Origin of the sequence: Kitasatospora sp. NPDC048194, from assembly GCF_043202455.1 — a bacterium.
In the GTDB taxonomy this organism is placed as follows: domain Bacteria; phylum Actinomycetota; class Actinomycetes; order Streptomycetales; family Streptomycetaceae; genus Kitasatospora.
Genome location: NZ_JBIDAK010000014.1, coordinates 56,828 through 73,492 on the forward strand (window position 1 = coordinate 56,828; position 16,665 = coordinate 73,492).

The 16,665-nt window shown below is 73.8% G+C and carries 13 protein-coding genes; 11 read left to right on the forward strand and 2 right to left on the reverse strand.

The features are described 5' to 3' along the window. Positions 1-63: 63 nt before the first annotated feature. Positions 64-672: a GNAT family N-acetyltransferase gene (locus tag ACGF07_RS18835; protein ID WP_392900044.1), complete on the forward strand. Its 609-nt coding sequence runs from the start codon at positions 64-66 to the stop codon at positions 670-672. Positions 673-836: 164 nt separating this feature from the next. Then, a complete protein-coding gene (locus ACGF07_RS18840; RefSeq protein ID WP_392900047.1) occupies positions 837-1,811 on the forward strand; it encodes a right-handed parallel beta-helix repeat-containing protein in 975 nt (324 codons plus the stop codon). 92 nt (positions 1,812-1,903) lie between these two features. On the opposite strand, the gene ACGF07_RS18845 is transcribed toward ACGF07_RS18840, so the two are convergent. Together ACGF07_RS18845 and ACGF07_RS18850 are read right to left on the reverse strand one after the other, a co-directional pair. Next, on the reverse strand, positions 1,904-2,425 hold the full coding sequence (locus tag ACGF07_RS18845) for a hypothetical protein (protein ID WP_392900049.1): 522 nt from the start codon (positions 2,423-2,425) through the stop codon (positions 1,904-1,906). Between the two features lie 274 nt (positions 2,426-2,699). After that, positions 2,700-4,094, reverse strand: a complete 1,395-nt coding sequence (locus tag ACGF07_RS18850; protein ID WP_392900052.1) for a helix-turn-helix domain-containing protein — start codon at positions 4,092-4,094, stop codon at positions 2,700-2,702. A 264-nt stretch (positions 4,095-4,358) separates the two neighbouring features. Between ACGF07_RS18850 and ACGF07_RS18855 the strand changes: the two genes are divergently transcribed. The 9 genes from ACGF07_RS18855 to ACGF07_RS18895 all read left to right on the forward strand — a co-directional run bounded on the left by ACGF07_RS18855 (position 4,359) and on the right by ACGF07_RS18895 (position 16,603). After that, positions 4,359-5,639 carry an Ig-like domain-containing protein gene (locus ACGF07_RS18855; protein WP_392900055.1) on the forward strand — a complete coding sequence of 427 codons (1,281 nt, stop codon included), beginning with the start codon at positions 4,359-4,361 and terminating at the stop codon, positions 5,637-5,639. Between the two features lie 494 nt (positions 5,640-6,133). Beyond that, positions 6,134-6,943: an ATP-binding cassette domain-containing protein gene (locus tag ACGF07_RS18860; RefSeq protein WP_392900057.1), complete on the forward strand. Its 810-nt coding sequence runs from the start codon at positions 6,134-6,136 to the stop codon at positions 6,941-6,943. Beyond that, positions 6,940-8,880 (forward strand): YhgE/Pip family protein, encoded by a 1,941-nt coding sequence (locus tag ACGF07_RS18865; RefSeq protein ID WP_392900060.1) that lies wholly within the window; start codon positions 6,940-6,942, stop codon positions 8,878-8,880. The genes ACGF07_RS18860 and ACGF07_RS18865 overlap by 4 nt, the downstream gene beginning before the upstream one ends. 158 nt (positions 8,881-9,038) lie before the next feature. Further along, the gene (locus ACGF07_RS18870; protein ID WP_392900063.1) at positions 9,039-10,298 is read left to right on the forward strand and encodes a hypothetical protein; all 1,260 of its coding nucleotides are present in this window, start codon (positions 9,039-9,041) and stop codon (positions 10,296-10,298) included. A 304-nt stretch (positions 10,299-10,602) separates the two neighbouring features. Beyond that, a complete protein-coding gene (locus ACGF07_RS18875; protein ID WP_350741019.1) occupies positions 10,603-11,283 on the forward strand; it encodes a FadR/GntR family transcriptional regulator in 681 nt (226 codons plus the stop codon). Beyond that, the gene (locus tag ACGF07_RS18880) at positions 11,280-12,779 is read left to right on the forward strand and encodes an amino acid permease (protein ID WP_392900066.1); all 1,500 of its coding nucleotides are present in this window, start codon (positions 11,280-11,282) and stop codon (positions 12,777-12,779) included. Before ACGF07_RS18875 ends, ACGF07_RS18880 begins: the two co-directional genes overlap by 4 nt. A 119-nt stretch (positions 12,780-12,898) precedes the next feature. Next, a complete protein-coding gene (locus ACGF07_RS18885; protein WP_350741012.1) occupies positions 12,899-13,939 on the forward strand; it encodes an asparaginase in 1,041 nt (346 codons plus the stop codon). A 56-nt stretch (positions 13,940-13,995) separates the two neighbouring features. After that, positions 13,996-15,405 (forward strand): aspartate ammonia-lyase, encoded by a 1,410-nt coding sequence (gene aspA / locus ACGF07_RS18890; RefSeq protein ID WP_392900069.1) that lies wholly within the window; start codon positions 13,996-13,998, stop codon positions 15,403-15,405. Between the two features lie 310 nt (positions 15,406-15,715). Next, positions 15,716-16,603, forward strand: a complete 888-nt coding sequence (locus ACGF07_RS18895) for a DMT family transporter (protein ID WP_392900072.1) — start codon at positions 15,716-15,718, stop codon at positions 16,601-16,603. The last annotated feature ends 62 nt before the right edge of the window (positions 16,604-16,665 follow it).

The following is a 16,665-nucleotide window of genomic DNA, read 5'->3' on the forward strand; positions in this document are numbered from 1 at the left end:
CGCCGCAGGGTGGTTGACGGGCCCGGCTGCGGGGGCGGGGATAAGAGACGCCAGTATGTCCGTATGCGGATGACGAACACGCCGAGGACGGCGACCGAGGATGACGCGGGGCCGATGGCCGGGATGCTGGCACGGGCGTTCGAGGACGACCCGATGATGAGGTGGCTCTTCCCCGGGGGCAGCACACGACCGGCCGCGCTGGACAGGTACTTCACCATCCTGCTCACCCGGCAGTACCTGCCGTACGGCGTGTGCGAGCGCACTGAGCACGCCGCCGCCCTCTGGGTGCCGCCGGAGGCGCAGGACAAGGCCGTCCCGGACGAGGGGACGATCCACGAGCTGACCGAACTGCTCGGCGACCGGGCCGAGCCGTTCCGGTGCTCCGTCGAGGCGGCCGCCGCCAACGCGCCCCAGGAGCCGCACTGGTACCTGGCGGTGCTCGGCGCCGACCCGGCCGTCCAGGGGCGGGGCCAGGGATCGGCCCTGCTGCGCTCGGGCCTGGCCGAGGCCGACGAGGCGGGGCTGCCGGCCTACCTGGAGTGCTCCAAGGAGGCCAACCTGCCCTTCTACGGACACCACGGCTTCGAGGTGCTGGAGGAGGTCCGGCTGCCGGCGAACGGGCCGGCGCTCTGGGTGATGCGGCGCGCTCCGCGTCGCCCGGCCGCCGGGTAGGCCCGGCCCACCCGCTCCCGGTCTTCCGGCCCCACCCGGTCCCGGTCTTCCGGCCCCGTGCTCCCCGCGCGCCCGTCGAGGCACCCTTGACGCCTCGAATGGTCCAGTCCACTGTGGGCGACGGCCCGTTCCTACCCGTCGCACCCACCGCAGGGAGCACCGTCGTGACGACCCGCCTCACCACCCTCGCCGCGCTCACCGCCCTCACCCTGGGCTGCGCCGCCCCCGCTGCCGTCGCGACCTCCCCGGCGGGGACCGTGGTCAAGGTCAGCACCGCCAAGCAGCTGCAGGCCGCCCTCGCCGCCGCCGCGCCCGGCCAGACCATCCAACTCGCCGACGGCACCTACTCCGGCAGCTTCACGGCGACCACCCCCGGCACCGCCGCCGCGCGGATCACCCTCACCGGCTCGCCGAAGGCCGTGCTCACCACCCCGACCGGCGGCGGCTACGGCCTCCACCTCGACGGCGCGAGCCACTGGACCGTCCACGGCCTGACCGTCACCGGCGCGCAGAAGGGCATCATGGCCGACGCCGCCGACTACGTGGTGCTGGACGGGGTGACGGTCCACCACACCACCATGGAAGGGGTGCACTTCCGCAACTCCAGCGCGCACGGAACGCTGCGCGACTCGCACATCCACGACACCGGGCTGAACCGGGACGGCCTTGGCGAAGGCGTCTACGTCGGCACCGCCAACACCCTGACCGACCACAGCGACTACGTGCAGATCACCGGGAACACCTTCGGCCCGGGCATCGGCGCCGAGAACGTCGACCTCAAGGAGGGCACCCGGGGCGGCGTGGTCTCCGGCAACACCTTCGACGGGGACGGCCTCACCGGCCGCAACTACGACGACTCGTGGGTCGACGTGAAGGGCAACGGCTACACCGTCGAGAACAACACCGGCCGGCGCACCACCGACGACGGCTACCAGACCCACAGCGTCCAGCCCGGCTGGGGCTGCGGCACGGTCTTCCGGGGCAACCGCTCCGACCTGACCGGCGCCACGGGGCCGGACCGCTACGCCATCGACGTCACCAACTACTCCGCGAGCTGCCCGGTGACGATCGGCGCGGGCAACACCGTCACCGGCGGTCGGGGCCTGGTGAACCCCGGGGTCCCGGTCGGAGCGAGGTAGCACCCGGGACCGCCGCACGACCGGCAGTCCCGAGGAGAGCGGCAGGGCCGGCCGTGCCCGAGCCGTGCCCTTCTCGACCGGCCTGCGGCCTGTCAGTACCGCCGACCCCGCTCGCGCAGCCGGCGGTTGCGTGCCGCGCGTCGGCGGGCTTCCTCCTTGCGCGCCCGCTCGGCCTGCGCGCGGGCGCGCTCCGCTGCTGCAAGCTTCCGCTCGGCTTCCGCTCGGGCTCGTCGCCGAGCCTCGGAGTCCGGGTCCGCTGCGGCACGCGGGCCCTGGGAGTGCCCCGGCTCGTCGGACCGCGGAGGAGGTGACGCGTCCGTCCGCCAGGCATGTCCGCCGGATCGCGGCGTGTCCTGCCGGCCTTGCCCGTACGGCCCAGGAGGAGTCGGTTCGTCCGGCCTCCCGGCTCCGCTGCCGGCGATCCACCGGCGCAACGCGACGCAGGCGACCAGCGGCCCGAAGAGCAGCGAGAGCAGCCACAGCGTGAGGGCCGTGGACCAGGCGGTGCCGTGGGGCCGGGGGCCCGGAAGGAGCGAGCCCAGCAGCACCATCAGCACGGACAGCGCCAGCCAGGTGGCGACGACCACGGCCGCCGCCCGAGCGGCAGTCACCACCCAGCGCATCGTTCCCCCCTCGTGCCTCGTGCCTCGTTGCGGTCGCGGCCCGTGGCGTCGGCGCTCACCACTGATCGCCTGCTGTTGGTCATGACCCCGGACGGCGCGGGCGCACACCGTGTCGTACCCGCTCGCCGGCAGGGTCTACCGGGCAGGCGGCGCGTTCAGGACGGGAACCCGCTTCGGACCGGAATGCAGGCCGGCGGAGCCTGTTCCCGTGGCCCCGGCTCCCGGCACCGAGGCGGGGCCACGGCGCCGGGAGTCCGCGCGGACGTCACTGCTGGAAGGGGCTCGGCCGCCAGGCCGTCCCGTCGACCGGGTAGCTGTACAGCGGCCGGCCCTTGACCGCGCTGGTGCGGAAGGGCGTGTCCTGGCCGGGGTGGGCGCCCGCGTCGAGGCCGATGGTCAGGGTGCCCTTCCGGTTGCCGCTGGTCCACTCCAGTTCCAGGTACCAGCTGACGTCGTGGGAGGTGGTCTCGGCGGTCACCTCGATGACCTCCGGGTCCCGCTCGCTCACCTTGACCGGCAGGCCGGTGCTGCCCTCGGTGACGACCGGGCGGGGGCGGGCCGCGTCCAGGTCGAGGTCGAAGGAGTGGACGTCGACTCCGCCGCCGCAACCCTCGCCCATGGCGTAGGCGTTCCACGGCAGCGGGGCCGCGATCCGGGCGATCCGGACGTTGAGGGCGGTCAGCACCACGGTCTCGCTGCCGGTGCCCTGCACGGTGAGCTCGATCGACTGGTAGTGGCCGGCGACCGCACCGACCCGGGAGACCCAGGCCGGGACGTCCACCACGGCGGGCGGGCGGGGGACCTCCGACGGCGGGCGGTCGACCAGGTACTGGTCGCAGGCGCTGTCCCAGGCGGACGGGCGGACCGCGACGCTGATCGGGGCGCTCGCGTCCTGGCCCGCGGCGGTGTCGACGGGCGCGGCGGCGGCGACGGGCGCCGGGGACCCGGTGGCGGCCGGACCGGCCGCCGCGGCCCGGGTGGGAGCCGAGCTGAGCGGACCGCCCGAGTGGGTCGTGAGGCCGGTGGCGACCGCCCCGACGGTGGCGAGCACGGCGGCAGCCGTCCCGGCGGCGAGCGCGGCCCGCGGTACTCGCCGCCGCCGTACCACGACGGGGGTGAGGACCGGGGCGGCCGGCCCGGCCCCGGCGGCGTCGGCCGCGGCCGGTGCCTCCGGCGGTGTCCCCGGCGGCCGCTCCGCCGTGGTTCGCTCCGCGGTCTCCTCCGGTTCCGGAGCGGCAGGAGGGTCCGGGACCGTCCGGTCCTCCGGAGCCGCCGGCGAAGCCTCCGCCCCGCCCGTCGCCTCTGCCTTCGCTGCTGCCTCCGTCGCAGGAGCAGGAGCAGGAGCAGGAGCAGGAGCAGGCGCCGGCGTAGGCGCGGTCCCGGGCGTCTGCCGGTTCGTCCGCGCCGCGTGGGCGACGATCCACAGCCGGTAGAGCTCGGTGCGTTCCTCCGGTGTCGCCCGGCACAGACGTGCGAGGCGCTCCAGCGGGGCGAACTCCACCGGCATCACCTCGCCGTTGCAGTAGCGGTGCAGGGCCGACGTGCTCACGTGCAGCCGCTTCGCCAGCGCTCCGTAACTGAGGCCCGACCGGCTCTTCAGCTCCTGGAGCAGCCGCGCGACCTCGTCCGCCTCCCTCAACTCCCCGGTCCCCTCCGGCACTGTTCCTCCACCCGCTCGTGAGCCCCCTCGGTGTCGACGCGAGCCCCGGCAGAGAAGCACGCCGCAGACCGTCCCACGGTTCCCCGAGGGCGCCGCCGGCATCGGCCGCGCCCTCCCTGCGCCCCGCGAGCGCGTCCCAGAGAGACTACGTCTTCCCAGCTCAAACCGGGTAGAGGCGTCCCCGCGTCCCTGATCGCCGGCGCACCGTTGCGGCCGGGACGAACCGGCGCCCAAGCTGACGGCGAACACCGAGAGGGAGCAACTGTGAGCACTGTTGGGGCGGCCCGGGCCGCGATACGCACCAGCGACCGTTTCCACCGCGGCGCGGCGGCACTGGCGATGGGCGGGGTCCTGCTGATGACCGCGGCCTGCGGCGACGGCCAGGGCGACGGCGGCGCCGCCGCGTCGGCCGCGGCCTCCGGACCTTCGGGGGCCTCCGGCTCCTCCGCAGCCGCCGGAGCCTCCGCCGGGCCGGCCGCCGCGGAGACGCCGAGGGCGTCGACCGCGGTGCTGGACGTGCAGCCGAAGGACGGGGCGCAGGCAGTCGCGCCGACCGCGCTCCAGGTGTCCGTCTCCCACGGGAAGCTCACCGCCGTCGACGTGACGGACAAGGACGGCAAGCCCGTCCAGGGCTCGATCACCCCGGACGGCACCGGCTGGAAGCCCGCCGCCGCGCTCGCCCCCGGCACGTCGTACACGGTGAACGCCCAGGCGAAGGACGCCGACGGTCTGGTCTCCGCGGCCACCAGCACCTTCACCACCCGCGCGCCCGGCAAGCAGGTCTCCACCAACGACAACATCGCCGACGGCCAGACCTACGGCGTGGGCATGATCGTCAAGGTGGACTTCAGCACCAAGGTCGTGAACAAGGACGCCGTCGCCAAGGCCATCACCTTCGAGACCGACAACGGCACCGAGGTGAAGGGCCACTGGTTCGGCGACGACCGGATCGACTTCCGCCCGGCCGAGTACTGGAAGCCGAACACCAAGGTCACCATCCACTACCGGCTGAAGAACGTCGAGGTCGCCCCCGGCGTCTGGGGCGACATCGACAAGGACGAGCCGTTCACCATCGGCCGCTCCCAGGTCTCCACCGCGGACGCCGCCACCCACCAGCTGACGATCGTGCGGGACGGCAAGTCCACCACCGTGCCCGCCACCCTCGGCGACGACAAGCACCCCTCCTGGGGCGGCACCATGGTCATCATGTCCAAGGAGAAGGTCACCCACATGAACTCCCAGACCGTCGGCCTGGGCAGTGAGTACGACATCCCCGCGGTCCCGCACGCCATGCGGCTGACCAGGTCCGGCACCTACCTCCACGGCAACTACTGGTACAAGGGCGACCCGTTCGGCAAGGCCAACACCAGCCACGGCTGCGTCTCCCTCAAGGACGTGGAGGGCGGCAGCGACACCTCCGTCGCCGGCTCGTTCTTCAACAGCTCGCTGATCGGCGACGTCGTCACGGTCGTGAACACCAAGGAGAAGACCGTCGCCCCCGACAACGGCCTCGGCGGCTGGAACCTCCCCTGGGCCACCTGGTAGCACCCGGACGCCAGCCCCGGGCGGCCCTCGGCGAGCGGGACGGCCGGGGGCTCGCGCGGAAGCAGCAGCCGAAGGCGCCGGAGCGCCTGACGCGCGCGGCAGGCGCCCCACCGCCTTTGACGGTCCGGCGAGTCCGGCTGCCGGCCCGGTCCGCCCGGTGTTCGCTTCAGCGGGCCCGGCGCCGCACCGGGCCCGGCGCCGCACTGACCGCGGCCGTCGCGGCCGTGCACGGCCCGGATCGACCGGATCGAGGAGTGCTCGACGCGCGACCAGGCGTCAGCGCTCAAGCCGGTCGGGCGAATCGTCCACCGCTCGGAAGGATGCCCGGCCGCTCGTTCGTCCCGTCCGGGAGGGGGCCCGGAGGCGGGCGGGCGCGGGAATGTGACCGGTCTGACAGACATGCCGCGGCACGGACGGGTTATCGGCTGGGGGTGGAGATAGCCGGCATGGACGTGGTCGCGCGGGGAGCGAGCGTGCGGGGGCCCCGGGGAGCGGTGTTCGAGAACCTGGATCTGGGCGTGGACCCCGGTGGGCTGCTGGTGCTCCACGGGCCGGCCGGCTCCGGCCGGACGACGGCGCTGCTCGCGCTGGCGGGGCGGATGCGGTTGGACGGTGGCGCGGTTCAGGTGGGCGGGCACGTCCTGCCCCGCGACGGCCGTCGCGTCAGGGAGCTGGTGGCGGTGGCCCGGGCGGAGCCCGCCCTCGGTCTGGACCCGGACCTGCGGGTCCGGGAGTTGGTGGCCGAGCGCCGCTGGTCGAGCCGCCGGCTGAGCTGCGCGCAGGTCGATGAGGCGTTCGCGGTCCTCGGTGTCGAGGTGGACCGGCGGACGCTGGTCCGGGACCTGTCGCCGGTGGAGGCCCTGGGGGTGGCCCTCGCGCTCGCTCTGGCCACGCGTCCCGCGGTGGTCGTCGTGGACGACGTGGACCGCGGGTGCCCGGCCGAGGAGCGCACCCGGGCCTGGCAGCTCGTGGGCCGGGTCCGCGGGGTGGGCTGCACGGTCGTGGCGGGTGCCCTCGACCCGCCCGGATCCGGTGCCGGCCTCGATACGGCACCGGTGCTGGTGGCGCTGCCCCGACTCAGCCGCTTGCCCGAGCGATCGGCGACGGCGGGCGGAGCGGACGATCGGGCCGGGGCGGCCGAGCAGGCCGGGGCGGCCGAGCAGGAGGGGGCGGACGAGGCGGGCGCGTCGGCGCGACGCCCGTGGCGAGCGCGCGTACGGCGACTGCTCGCGCAACGACTGCTCGGGCGGCGGGGACCGGACGGCGGGCGCGTCGGTGCGCCCCGGGGCGAGGAGGACGCATGACCGCGATCAGGCTGGCCGGGTTGGAGCTGCGCGGCTTCCGCGGCCCTCTGCGGCGCTTCGTCCCGCTCGTGCTGTGTCTGGTTCCCCTGCTGTACGGGGCCATGTACCTGTGGGCGAACTGGGACCCCTACGGGAAGACCGGGCACATCCCCGTGGCGGTGGTCAACGAGGACCGCGCGGCCGAGACCCGGCAGGGACAGCGGGTGGACGCGGGCGCCGAGGTCGTGAAGGAGCTCAAGGCCTCGGGGGAGTTCGACTGGGCGTTCGTCGACGAGGCAGCGGCCCGCAGCGGCCTGGAGCACGGGCGTTACGCGTTCACGGTCCGGATCCCCGCCGACTTCAGCGCCCGCCTCGCCACCGGCCCCGACACCCAACCGGAACAGGCCCGGATCCACATCCTGCTCAACGACGCGAACAACTACATCGCGGGCGTCATGACCGAGGTCGTCCAGGCGAAGCTGCAGGAACAGGTCAACTCCGCCGCGCACGAGGCCTACGTCCGCGGGGTCTACGGCCGGCTCGCGGACATCGGCGGGAAGCTGGACACGGCGGCGCAGGCGGCCCAGGGCCTCGTGAACGCCACCACCGTGGCCCAGCAGGGGAGTTCCGCGGCCGTGGGCGCGAGCGCCACGCTGCAGTCCGGCTCCACCCAGCTCGCGGACGGGGCTCAGAAGCTGAGCCAGGCCACGACCCAGGTGCACACCGCAGCCACCGCCCTCACCGAGGCCGCGCCCCAGCTGAACACGGCCGCCGGCGCCGTGGTCAGCGCAGCCACGCTCGTCAGCCAGGGCGTGGACGCCGTCCACACCGCGACATCGACGGTGAAGCAGGGGACCGCCAAGGCGGTGTCCGACCTGGACCAGCTGGCTGCGGCGCACCCGGGACTGGGCGACGACCCCGTGTTCCAGCGCGTCAAGCAGGAAATGACGGCAGCCGACACCGCGGCCGGCCAGATCGACGCGCACGCCGCCACCGCCAGCGGCACCGCCCACACGGCGCTCCAGCAGGCCGTCGGCCTCCAGAAGACGGCCGCGGCCGTCCAGCAGTCGGCGCAGAACGCGCAGACCCCGCTGGCCCTGGTCGACTCCGGAGCCCAGAGCATCGCCGCCGGGACCGCCACCGTGTCCACGGGACTGGCCGCGCTCCAGCAGGGATCCACGGCACTGAAGAACGCCGCCGACCAGTCGCACACCGGTGCCACGACGCTGGCCTCGCTGATCGACGACGGGAAGAAGCAGGTGCCCGTCCTGGACGCCGAACAACTGGACCACGCTTCAAGGGTGTTGGGGACTCCCGTCGACATCGACCGGTCGAACCTGCACCCCGCCGGCGTCTACGGCCGCGGCTTGGCCCCGTTCTTCTTCGGCATCGCGCTGTGGGTGTTCGGCCTCTTCGCCTACCTCTTCCTGCGACCGGTCAACGCCCGGGCGCTGGCCGCCCGCACCCGGGCCTCCACCCTCGCCGTCGCGGGCTGGCTCCCGGCCGCGGCACTCGGCGTGCTCGGGGCCGTGATCCTCTACGGCGTCGTCAGCGCCGGGCTCGGGCTGCACGCCGCGGCCCCCTGGAGGACCGTCCTGCTCCTCGCGGTCGGCGCCGCCGCGTTCGTCGCCGTCGACCACTGCCTGCGGACCGTCTTCGGTACGGTGGGCGACGTCCTGTCACTGGTCCTGCTCATCCTGCAACTCACCGCCTCCGGCGGCCTGTACCCGATGCAGACCACCCCGGCGCCGTTCCAGGCCGCCCACCCCTTCCTGCCGATGACCTACCTGGTCGACGGGCTCCGCGTGACGATCAGCGGCGGCCTGACCTCCCACCTCATCCGGGACCTCGCCGTCCTGGCGGGCTTCGGCGTCCTGTTCCTGGCCCTCACCTCGCTGACCCTGCGCCGTCGGCGGGTGTGGACGGTCGCCCGCCTCCACCCCGGCCTGGACCTGTGACGGGCGGGGACCGACGGCCGCCCCCCAGCAGATCGTGTACGGACCCTCATTGGAGGACAAGTCCGCAAGTGATCGGATTTGATCGGACAGGCTTTCGCACGGCAGGCTCGGTGCGCACCGTGGCGGGTCAGCCACGGTCCGCCACGGAGGGGAGCCGCATGTCCGGGACCGAACACCGCAAACCGACCGCACACGTCGTCGTCGGGTACAGCCCCCACGAAGGGTTCGTCGCCGTCCAACTCAGCCCGCCGCCGGCGGAGTACGTGTGGTACGACCGCCAGGCCGAGCACCGGAAGGAGCGGTTCGGGCCGGGCAACGGCTACCAGCAGTGGCTGGCCGTCGACGTCGCCACCGGTGCCGTGTGGTTCGGGGACACCGACTGGCGGACGCGGGAGGAGGGTTACGCCGAGGGGCTCCCGGGGCTTCGCCGCTGCGAGGCCGGGGACGGGGCCCTGCCCTCGCCGGCCGTCCTCGTCCACCCGCTCACCCACCGCACCACCGACGGCGACGGCACGTCCACCTGGCGCTTCTTCACGGCCGAGGAACTCCACGCGCTGGCCCGGCGCACACTGCCCACGGTCCAGCGGGTGGTCGACTCCCTGCACCGGGTGGGCCCGGCCGGCGACCTGGAGTGGTCCGCCGAGGCCGCCACGGCCTGGGCCGATCTGGAACAGGCCTGCCGCTACTCGTGCGACGCGACCGGAGCGGTGACCTGGGCCGAACCCCGCACGAGCCGGGTCCGCGGGACGCGCGTCGAGGTGGCGGAGTTCCTCGCCCGGAACCCGGAGTTGTGCGATCCGTCCTGGTCGACGGCCACGGACGCGGAGCTGGACGCGTATGCCGCCTACGAACCCCCCTCCGGGTACGGCGGCGTGCCGGGGCGGATGTGCGCTCCGGCGAACGTCCGGATCGAGGAGGGATACACGTTCTACGGCCACCGCGCCGCCCTGTACGCCTTCCGCGCGGCCGCCTGCGGCGACCGCACACCGGTCGAGGCCGGTGCCTGGTTCCGCGGCAGTGAGGCCGGGCGCGCCAGTTGGGAGGCGGCCAGGGTCGCGGGCGCGAGCCTCGCGGACGCGCCGGACTGCGTCCTGGGCCACCTCGCCGACACCTTCCGCACCGCGGCGGAGGAGGACGGCGTGGTCCTCACCGGGCTGAACGCCTACCTGTGGCGACAGCGCGCCGAGGAGCGGGCGGCGGTCGACGAGACGCTCGCCGCCACCGGCGAGGAACTGGAGCGCCTGGAGGAGATGGTCAAGGAGCTCCGCCGCGCCCGCAACACCGTCCTGACCCGGGTCCTCAACTGGACCGACGGGCGGGGCGACGAGGAGATCGGCCGGCTGGCTGCGATGTCCCCGACGGCCGTGGCCGAGTGGCGCGAGCGGCTGACCGCGAGCCCGAGCGGCCACCCGGAATAGCGGGGCCGGAGCAGCGGCGGCAGCCCCGGGCGCCCCACCTGCGGGAGCCGGGAGCCGGGCGTGAGCCGGGTCGGGGGAGCGCCGGCGCCCGCTCCGTCGGGTGCCCGATCTCCGCCCGTCGGGCGGCCGGCAGTGGCGCAGCCGCTCGCGCCGCCGGTCGGGATCGGCGAACCGGGCCTCGGCCGGGCGGAGTTGGCGGGGCGACGCCGGGGCCTTGACACCACCGTACGGAATCCCCCAGGATCGGCCCGTGAACCTGTCAGACAGCAAGACAGTCAGTCCGATGCCGAAGCGCGTGAGCGCCATGGAAGCGGTGTTCGGCCACCTCCGCGGTGCCATCGAGCGCGGCGAGTACGTGGTGGGGGACAAGCTCCCCTCCGAAGCGGAGCTGTGCCGGACCCTCGAGGTCAGCCGGCCGGTGCTGCGGGAGGCGCTCCGGGCCCTCCAGGCCATGGGACTGACCGTCTCGAAGACCGGCAGGGGCACCTTCGTCGTGGCGAACACGGTCGAGGACCCCACCTTCGGCGACTACGCCGCCAGCGACCTCCTGGAGGTGCGCCGCCACGTCGAGATCCCGGTGGCCGGGTACGCGGCGCTGCGCCGCACCCCGGAGGACCTGGACCACCTGACCCATCTGCTCGACCGGATGGAGCGGGAGACCGACACCACGGCATGGGTGGCCCTGGACACCGTCTTCCACCTGGCGGTGGCCGAGGCCTCCCGCAACCCGGTCTTCCGGCGGGTCATCGAGGAGATCCGTGACGCACTGGCGCGTCAGTCGGCCTTCCTCAACGAACTCGGCGATCGACGCGAGCAGTCCAACTGCGAGCACCGGGCGATCGTCGAAGCACTGATCGACGGGTCCGAGCCGGACGCGGTGGAGGCCATGTCCCACCACCTGCGCCGCGTCGAGGCGACCCTCACCGACATCGTGCGCCCCCAGCGCGCGGACATCCCCCCAACAGAAGGCAGACCCGAGGCGTGAGCGAGCAGTTCCTCAAAGACGAGAAGCGCCCCTCCACCCGACACGTCGACGCCGGGGACACCGGCTACAGCAAGTCCCTGAAGCCCCGGCACGTCAACATGATCGCCATCGGCGGTGCCATCGGCACCGGCCTGTTCCTCGGCGCGGGCGGCCGCCTCGCCGATGCCGGTCCCTCCCTGTTCGTCGCCTACGCCGTGTGCGGCGTCTTCGCGTTCCTCGTCGTGAGAGCGCTCGGCGAACTCGTCCTGTACCGGCCGTCCTCCGGCGCCTTCGTCTCGTACGCCCGGGAGTTCCTGGGGGAGAAGGGGGCGTACACCGCGGGCTGGATGTACTTCCTCAACTGGGCCACCACCGGCATCGCCGACATCACCGCGGTGGCCACCTACGCCCACTACTGGCACCTGTTCTCCGACGTCCCGCAGTGGGTGATCGCGCTCGTAGCCCTGGCGGTGGTCCTCACCGTGAACCTCATATCGGTGCGGATCTTCGGCGAACTGGAGTTCTGGTTCGCCATCGTGAAGGTCAGCGCCCTGGTCGTGTTCATGGTCATCGCGATCGTCCTCCTGGTGACCCGGCACCCGGTGGACGGGGCCACCCCCGGCCCCTCCCTGATCACCGCCAACGGCGGCATCTTCCCCAACGGTCTGCTGCCGATGCTGCTGATCATCCAGGGCGTCGTGTTCGCCTACGCCTCCGTCGAACTGGTCGGCGTCACGGCCGGGGAGACCGAGAACCCCGAGAAGATCATGCCGAAGGCGATCAACTCGATCATGTGGCGGGTGGGCCTGTTCTACGTCGGTTCGGTGCTCCTGCTGTCGATGCTGCTGCCGTGGAACCGGTACACCGCCGGCCAGAGCCCGTTCGTGACCGTGCTGTCCCACATCGGGGTGCCGGCCGCGGGCAGCGTGATGAACCTGGTGGTCCTCACCGCGGCGATGTCCTCGCTCAACTCCGGCCTCTACTCCACCGGCCGCATCCTGCGCTCGATGGCCGTCAACGGCTCCGCCCCGCGCTTCACGGCCCGGATGAGCCGCAGTCAGGTGCCCTACGGCGGCATCCTGCTCACCAGCGGCATGTGCGTCCTCGGCGTGGGCCTCAACTACGTGGTGCCGGCGAACGCGTTCGAGATCGTGCTCAACCTCGCGGCGATCGGCATCCTCGCCACCTGGGGCATGATCATGATCTGCCACCTCTCCTTCTGGCGGAAGACCCGGGCCGGTGAGCTGACCCGGCCCGCCTACCGGCTGCCGGGCTCGCCCTGGACCGAGACCGTGACACTGGCCTTCCTCGCCACCGTCCTGGTCCTGATGTACGCCGACGGCGGCGCCGGGCGCACCACCGTGCTCTGCGTGCCGCTGATCGCCGCCGCGCTGGTGGCCGGCTGGTACGCGATCCGCGGCCGCCTCGCGCGCAGCGGCGCCCGTCCCGGCGAGGGCCGTCCCGAGGGCGGCCTGTCCGACGAGGCCCGTTCCGACGGCGGCCGTTCCGACGGCTGACACCGGGCGGCGGCCGACAGCGGGCGGGCGGCCTCCGGGGCGGGGAAGGACTCCGCGGCTCCCGAGGGCCGCCCGCCCGGCCGAGGACCGGCACCCGACCACCACCGAGCGAGGCAGTGATGCACAGAACCACCCCTGCGGACGCGCCCGCGATCCGCGAGCCCCGGCACGCCCCCGTCGCCCACGTCACCCGCGGCGGCCTGATCGAAGGGGTCCACCACGGCTCCGTCGTCGTCCTCGACGCGGACGGCGAGGTCCGCTTCCGGCTCGGCGACATCGAGGTCGCCTGCTACCCGCGCTCCGCCCTCAAGCCGCTCCAGGCCGTCGCCATGGTGCGGGCCGGCCTGCCGCTGGACGGTGAACTCCTCTCCCTCGCGATGGGCAGCCACTCCGGCGAGGAGCGCCACCTCGCGGGCACCCGGCGCATCCTCGAACTGGCCGGCCTCGGCGAGGCCGACCTGCGCAACGTCCCGGACCTCCCGTACGACCCGGCGGTGCGGGACACCTGGGTCCGGGGCGGCCGCCCGCCCTCCCGCCTGGCCCAGAACTGCTCCGGCAAGCACGCCGCGATGCTCTACCTCTGCAGGCTCAACGGCTGGCCCCTGCGGACGTACCTCGACCCGGCGCACCCGCTCCAGACGGCGATCGCCGGGGTCGTGGAGGAGCTCACCGGCCAGCGCACCGCGCACGTCAGCGTCGACGGCTGCGGCACCCCGTTGTTCGCCGTCTCGCTGCACGGGCTCGCCCGCGCCGCCGCCCGCATCGCCGGGGCGCGGCCGGGCACCGCCGAGTTCCGGGTCGCGGACGCGCTGCGCGGCCACCCGGAGATGGCCTCCGGCACCGGACGGGACACGGCCGCGCTGATGCGCGCGGTGCCCGGACTGCTCGCCAAGGACGGTTTCGAGGGCGTGCAGATCGCCGCGCTGCCGGACGGCCGCGCCGTCGCGGTGAAGATCGCGGACGGCGCGAACCGGGCGCGGATCCCGGTGGCGGCGGCCGCGCTGGCGCTGGCCGGCGTCGACCCCCAGCTGCTGGTGGACTGCGCCGGCGAGGCGACGGCGGGCGGCGGCCGCCGCGTGGGCAGCGTCCGGCCGGTGCCGGCGCTGGCCGACGCGCTGGTGCCGGCACCGGTTCCGCGAGCCGCCGCCCGTCCCGCGTGAGCGACCACCACCCGCCGACCCCCGACCTCAGGACCCAGGAAGAGGACCCGCACACCATGCCGACCGCCATCCGGAGCGAGCACGACCTGCTCGGGGACCGCGACGTCCCCGCCGACGTCTACTGGGGCGTCCACACCCTGCGCGCCACCGAGAACTTCCCCATCACGGGCACGCCCATCTCGACCTACCCGCACCTGATCGAGGCACTCGCCGCCGTCAAGGAGGCCGCTGCCCTCGCCAACGAGGAACTCGGCCTGCTGGAGCCCCGGAAGGCCGCCGCGATCGTCGCCGCCTGCCAGGAGATCCGCGCCGGAAAGCTGCACGACCAGTTCGTCGTCGACGTCATCCAGGGCGGCGCCGGCACCTCGACCAACATGAACGCCAACGAGGTCATCGCCAACCGGGCGCTGGAACTGCTGGGGCACGCCAAGGGGGAGTACCGGCACCTGCACCCCAACGAGGACGTCAACCTCGGCCAGTCCACCAACGACGTCTACCCGACCGCCGTCCGGATCGCGACCGTCTACGCCGTGCGCGGCCTGCTCGACGCGATGGCCGTCCTCCAGGACGCCTTCGCCCGCAAGTCCGCCGAGTTCCGCGACGTGCTCAAGATGGGCCGCACCCAGTTGCAGGACGCCGTGCCGATGACGCTCGGGCAGGAGTTCTCGGCCTTCGCGGTCATGCTGGACGAGGACCGCAGCCGGCTCGCCGAGGCCGTCGAGCTGATCCACGAGATCAACCTGGGCGCGACCGCGATCGGCACCGGCCTCAACGCCCCGGCCGGCTACGCCGAAGCCGCCCGCCGGCACCTGGCGGACATCTGCGGGCTGCCCCTGGTCACCGCCGCCAACCTGGTCGAGGCCACCCAGGACTGCGGTGCGTTCGTCCAGATGTCCGGCGTGCTCAAGCGCATCGCCGTCAAGCTGTCGAAGAGCTGCAACGACCTGCGTCTGCTCTCCTCGGGGCCGCGTGCGGGCCTCGGCGAGATCAACCTGCCGCCGGTGCAGGCCGGTTCGAGCATCATGCCCGGCAAGGTCAACCCGGTGATCCCCGAAGTCGTCAACCAGGTCGCCTTCGAGGTGATCGGCAACGACGTCGCGATCACCATGGCCGCCGAGGCCGGCCAGCTCCAGCTCAACGCCTTCGAACCGATCATCCTCCACTCGCTCTCGGAGTCCGTCACCCACCTGCGCGCCGCCTGCCTCACCCTGGCCGAGCGCTGCGTGGTCGGCATCACCGCCAACACCGAGGCGCTGCGCGCCACCGTCGAGAACTCCATCGGTCTGGTGACCGCCCTGAACCCGCACATCGGCTACACGGCCGCCACCGACATCGCCAAGGAGGCCCTCGCCAGCGGTCGGGGCGTGGCCGAACTCGTGCTGGAGAAGGGCCTGCTGCCGGCGGAGCGGCTCGCCGAGCTGCTGCGTCCCGAGGTGATCGCGGGCACCGGCGCGCCCGTGCGCTGACGGGAGGCGGGAGCGGGGGCCGCAGCGGCGAGCGGGGGCTGCTGGAGCGGCGGGCGGGGGAAGGAGCCGCGGCGCGGGACGCCGCGGCTCCTCGGCGCGTTCGAGGCGGCCGACCGCCGCACCCGCGCCGGTGCTGGGACAGGTGTCGCTCCCCGTGCGGCGGGTCGCCTCGAGGGGCCGGAGTGAGCCGGGGGGCGGGTGACTCGATCCCGTGTGCGGGGGACGAACGTGCTGGCCAGACCACCGATTTGCGGGTTTCGGAGCCGTCTGACGCCCGTTCGGAAGGTCCAAACCGCGCTAGCTTGGCGCCATGGATATCAGTACGACACAAGCAACGGTGAAGTTCGACGCGAAGGTGGTCGCCGCCGCCTCGACCACGGTGGTGCTCTGGGCCTCCGCCTTCGTCGCGATCCGGGACGCGGGCGGCGCGTTCGGTCCGGGGGCGCTGGCACTCGGCCGGCTGCTGACCGGCGCGCTGGCGCTGCTGGCCCTGCTGCTGGTGCGCGGCGAGGGACTGCCGCCGCGCGCCGCCTGGCCCGGGATCCTGACCTCGGGGGTGCTCTGGTTCGGGCTCTACATGGTCGCGCTCAACTGGGGCGAGAAGGAGGTGGACGCCGGCACCGCCGCGATGGTGGTCAACATCGGCCCGGTGCTGATCGCGCTGCTCGGCGGCTGGCTGCTCAAGGAGGGCTTCCCGCGCAGCCTGCTGGCCGGCATGGCGGTCTCGTTCGCCGGGGCGATCGTGGTCGGCGCCTCGATGTCCGGGAGCGGCGGCAGTTCGGTCCTCGGCATCGTGCTGTGCGTGCTGGCGGCGGCGGCCTACGCCGCGGGCGTGGTGAGCCAGAAGCCGGCCCTGCGGCACGCCTCGCCGCTGCAGACGACCGCGTTCGGCTGCCTGGTCGGCGCGGTGGCCTGCCTGCCGTTCAGCCCGCAACTGCTGGACCAGGTCGGACACGCGCCGCTGCGGGCCGTCCTGGACATGGTCTACCTCGGCCTGTTCCCGACCGCGCTGGCCTTCACCACCTGGGCCTACGCGCTCTCCCGCACCACCGCGGGCAAGATGGGCGCCACCACCTACGCGGTGCCGGCCCTGGTGGTCCTGATGTCCTGGGCCGTCCTCGGCGAGGTGCCCGGCTGGCTGACGCTGCTCGGCGGCGTGCTCTGCCTGGGCGGTGTGGCCGTCACCCGGCGCCGCTGACGACCCCGCGCACCCGTCGCGCGGGGGTGGGGCTCCCGCGCGGCGCAGGGCCGGCCGTCCCG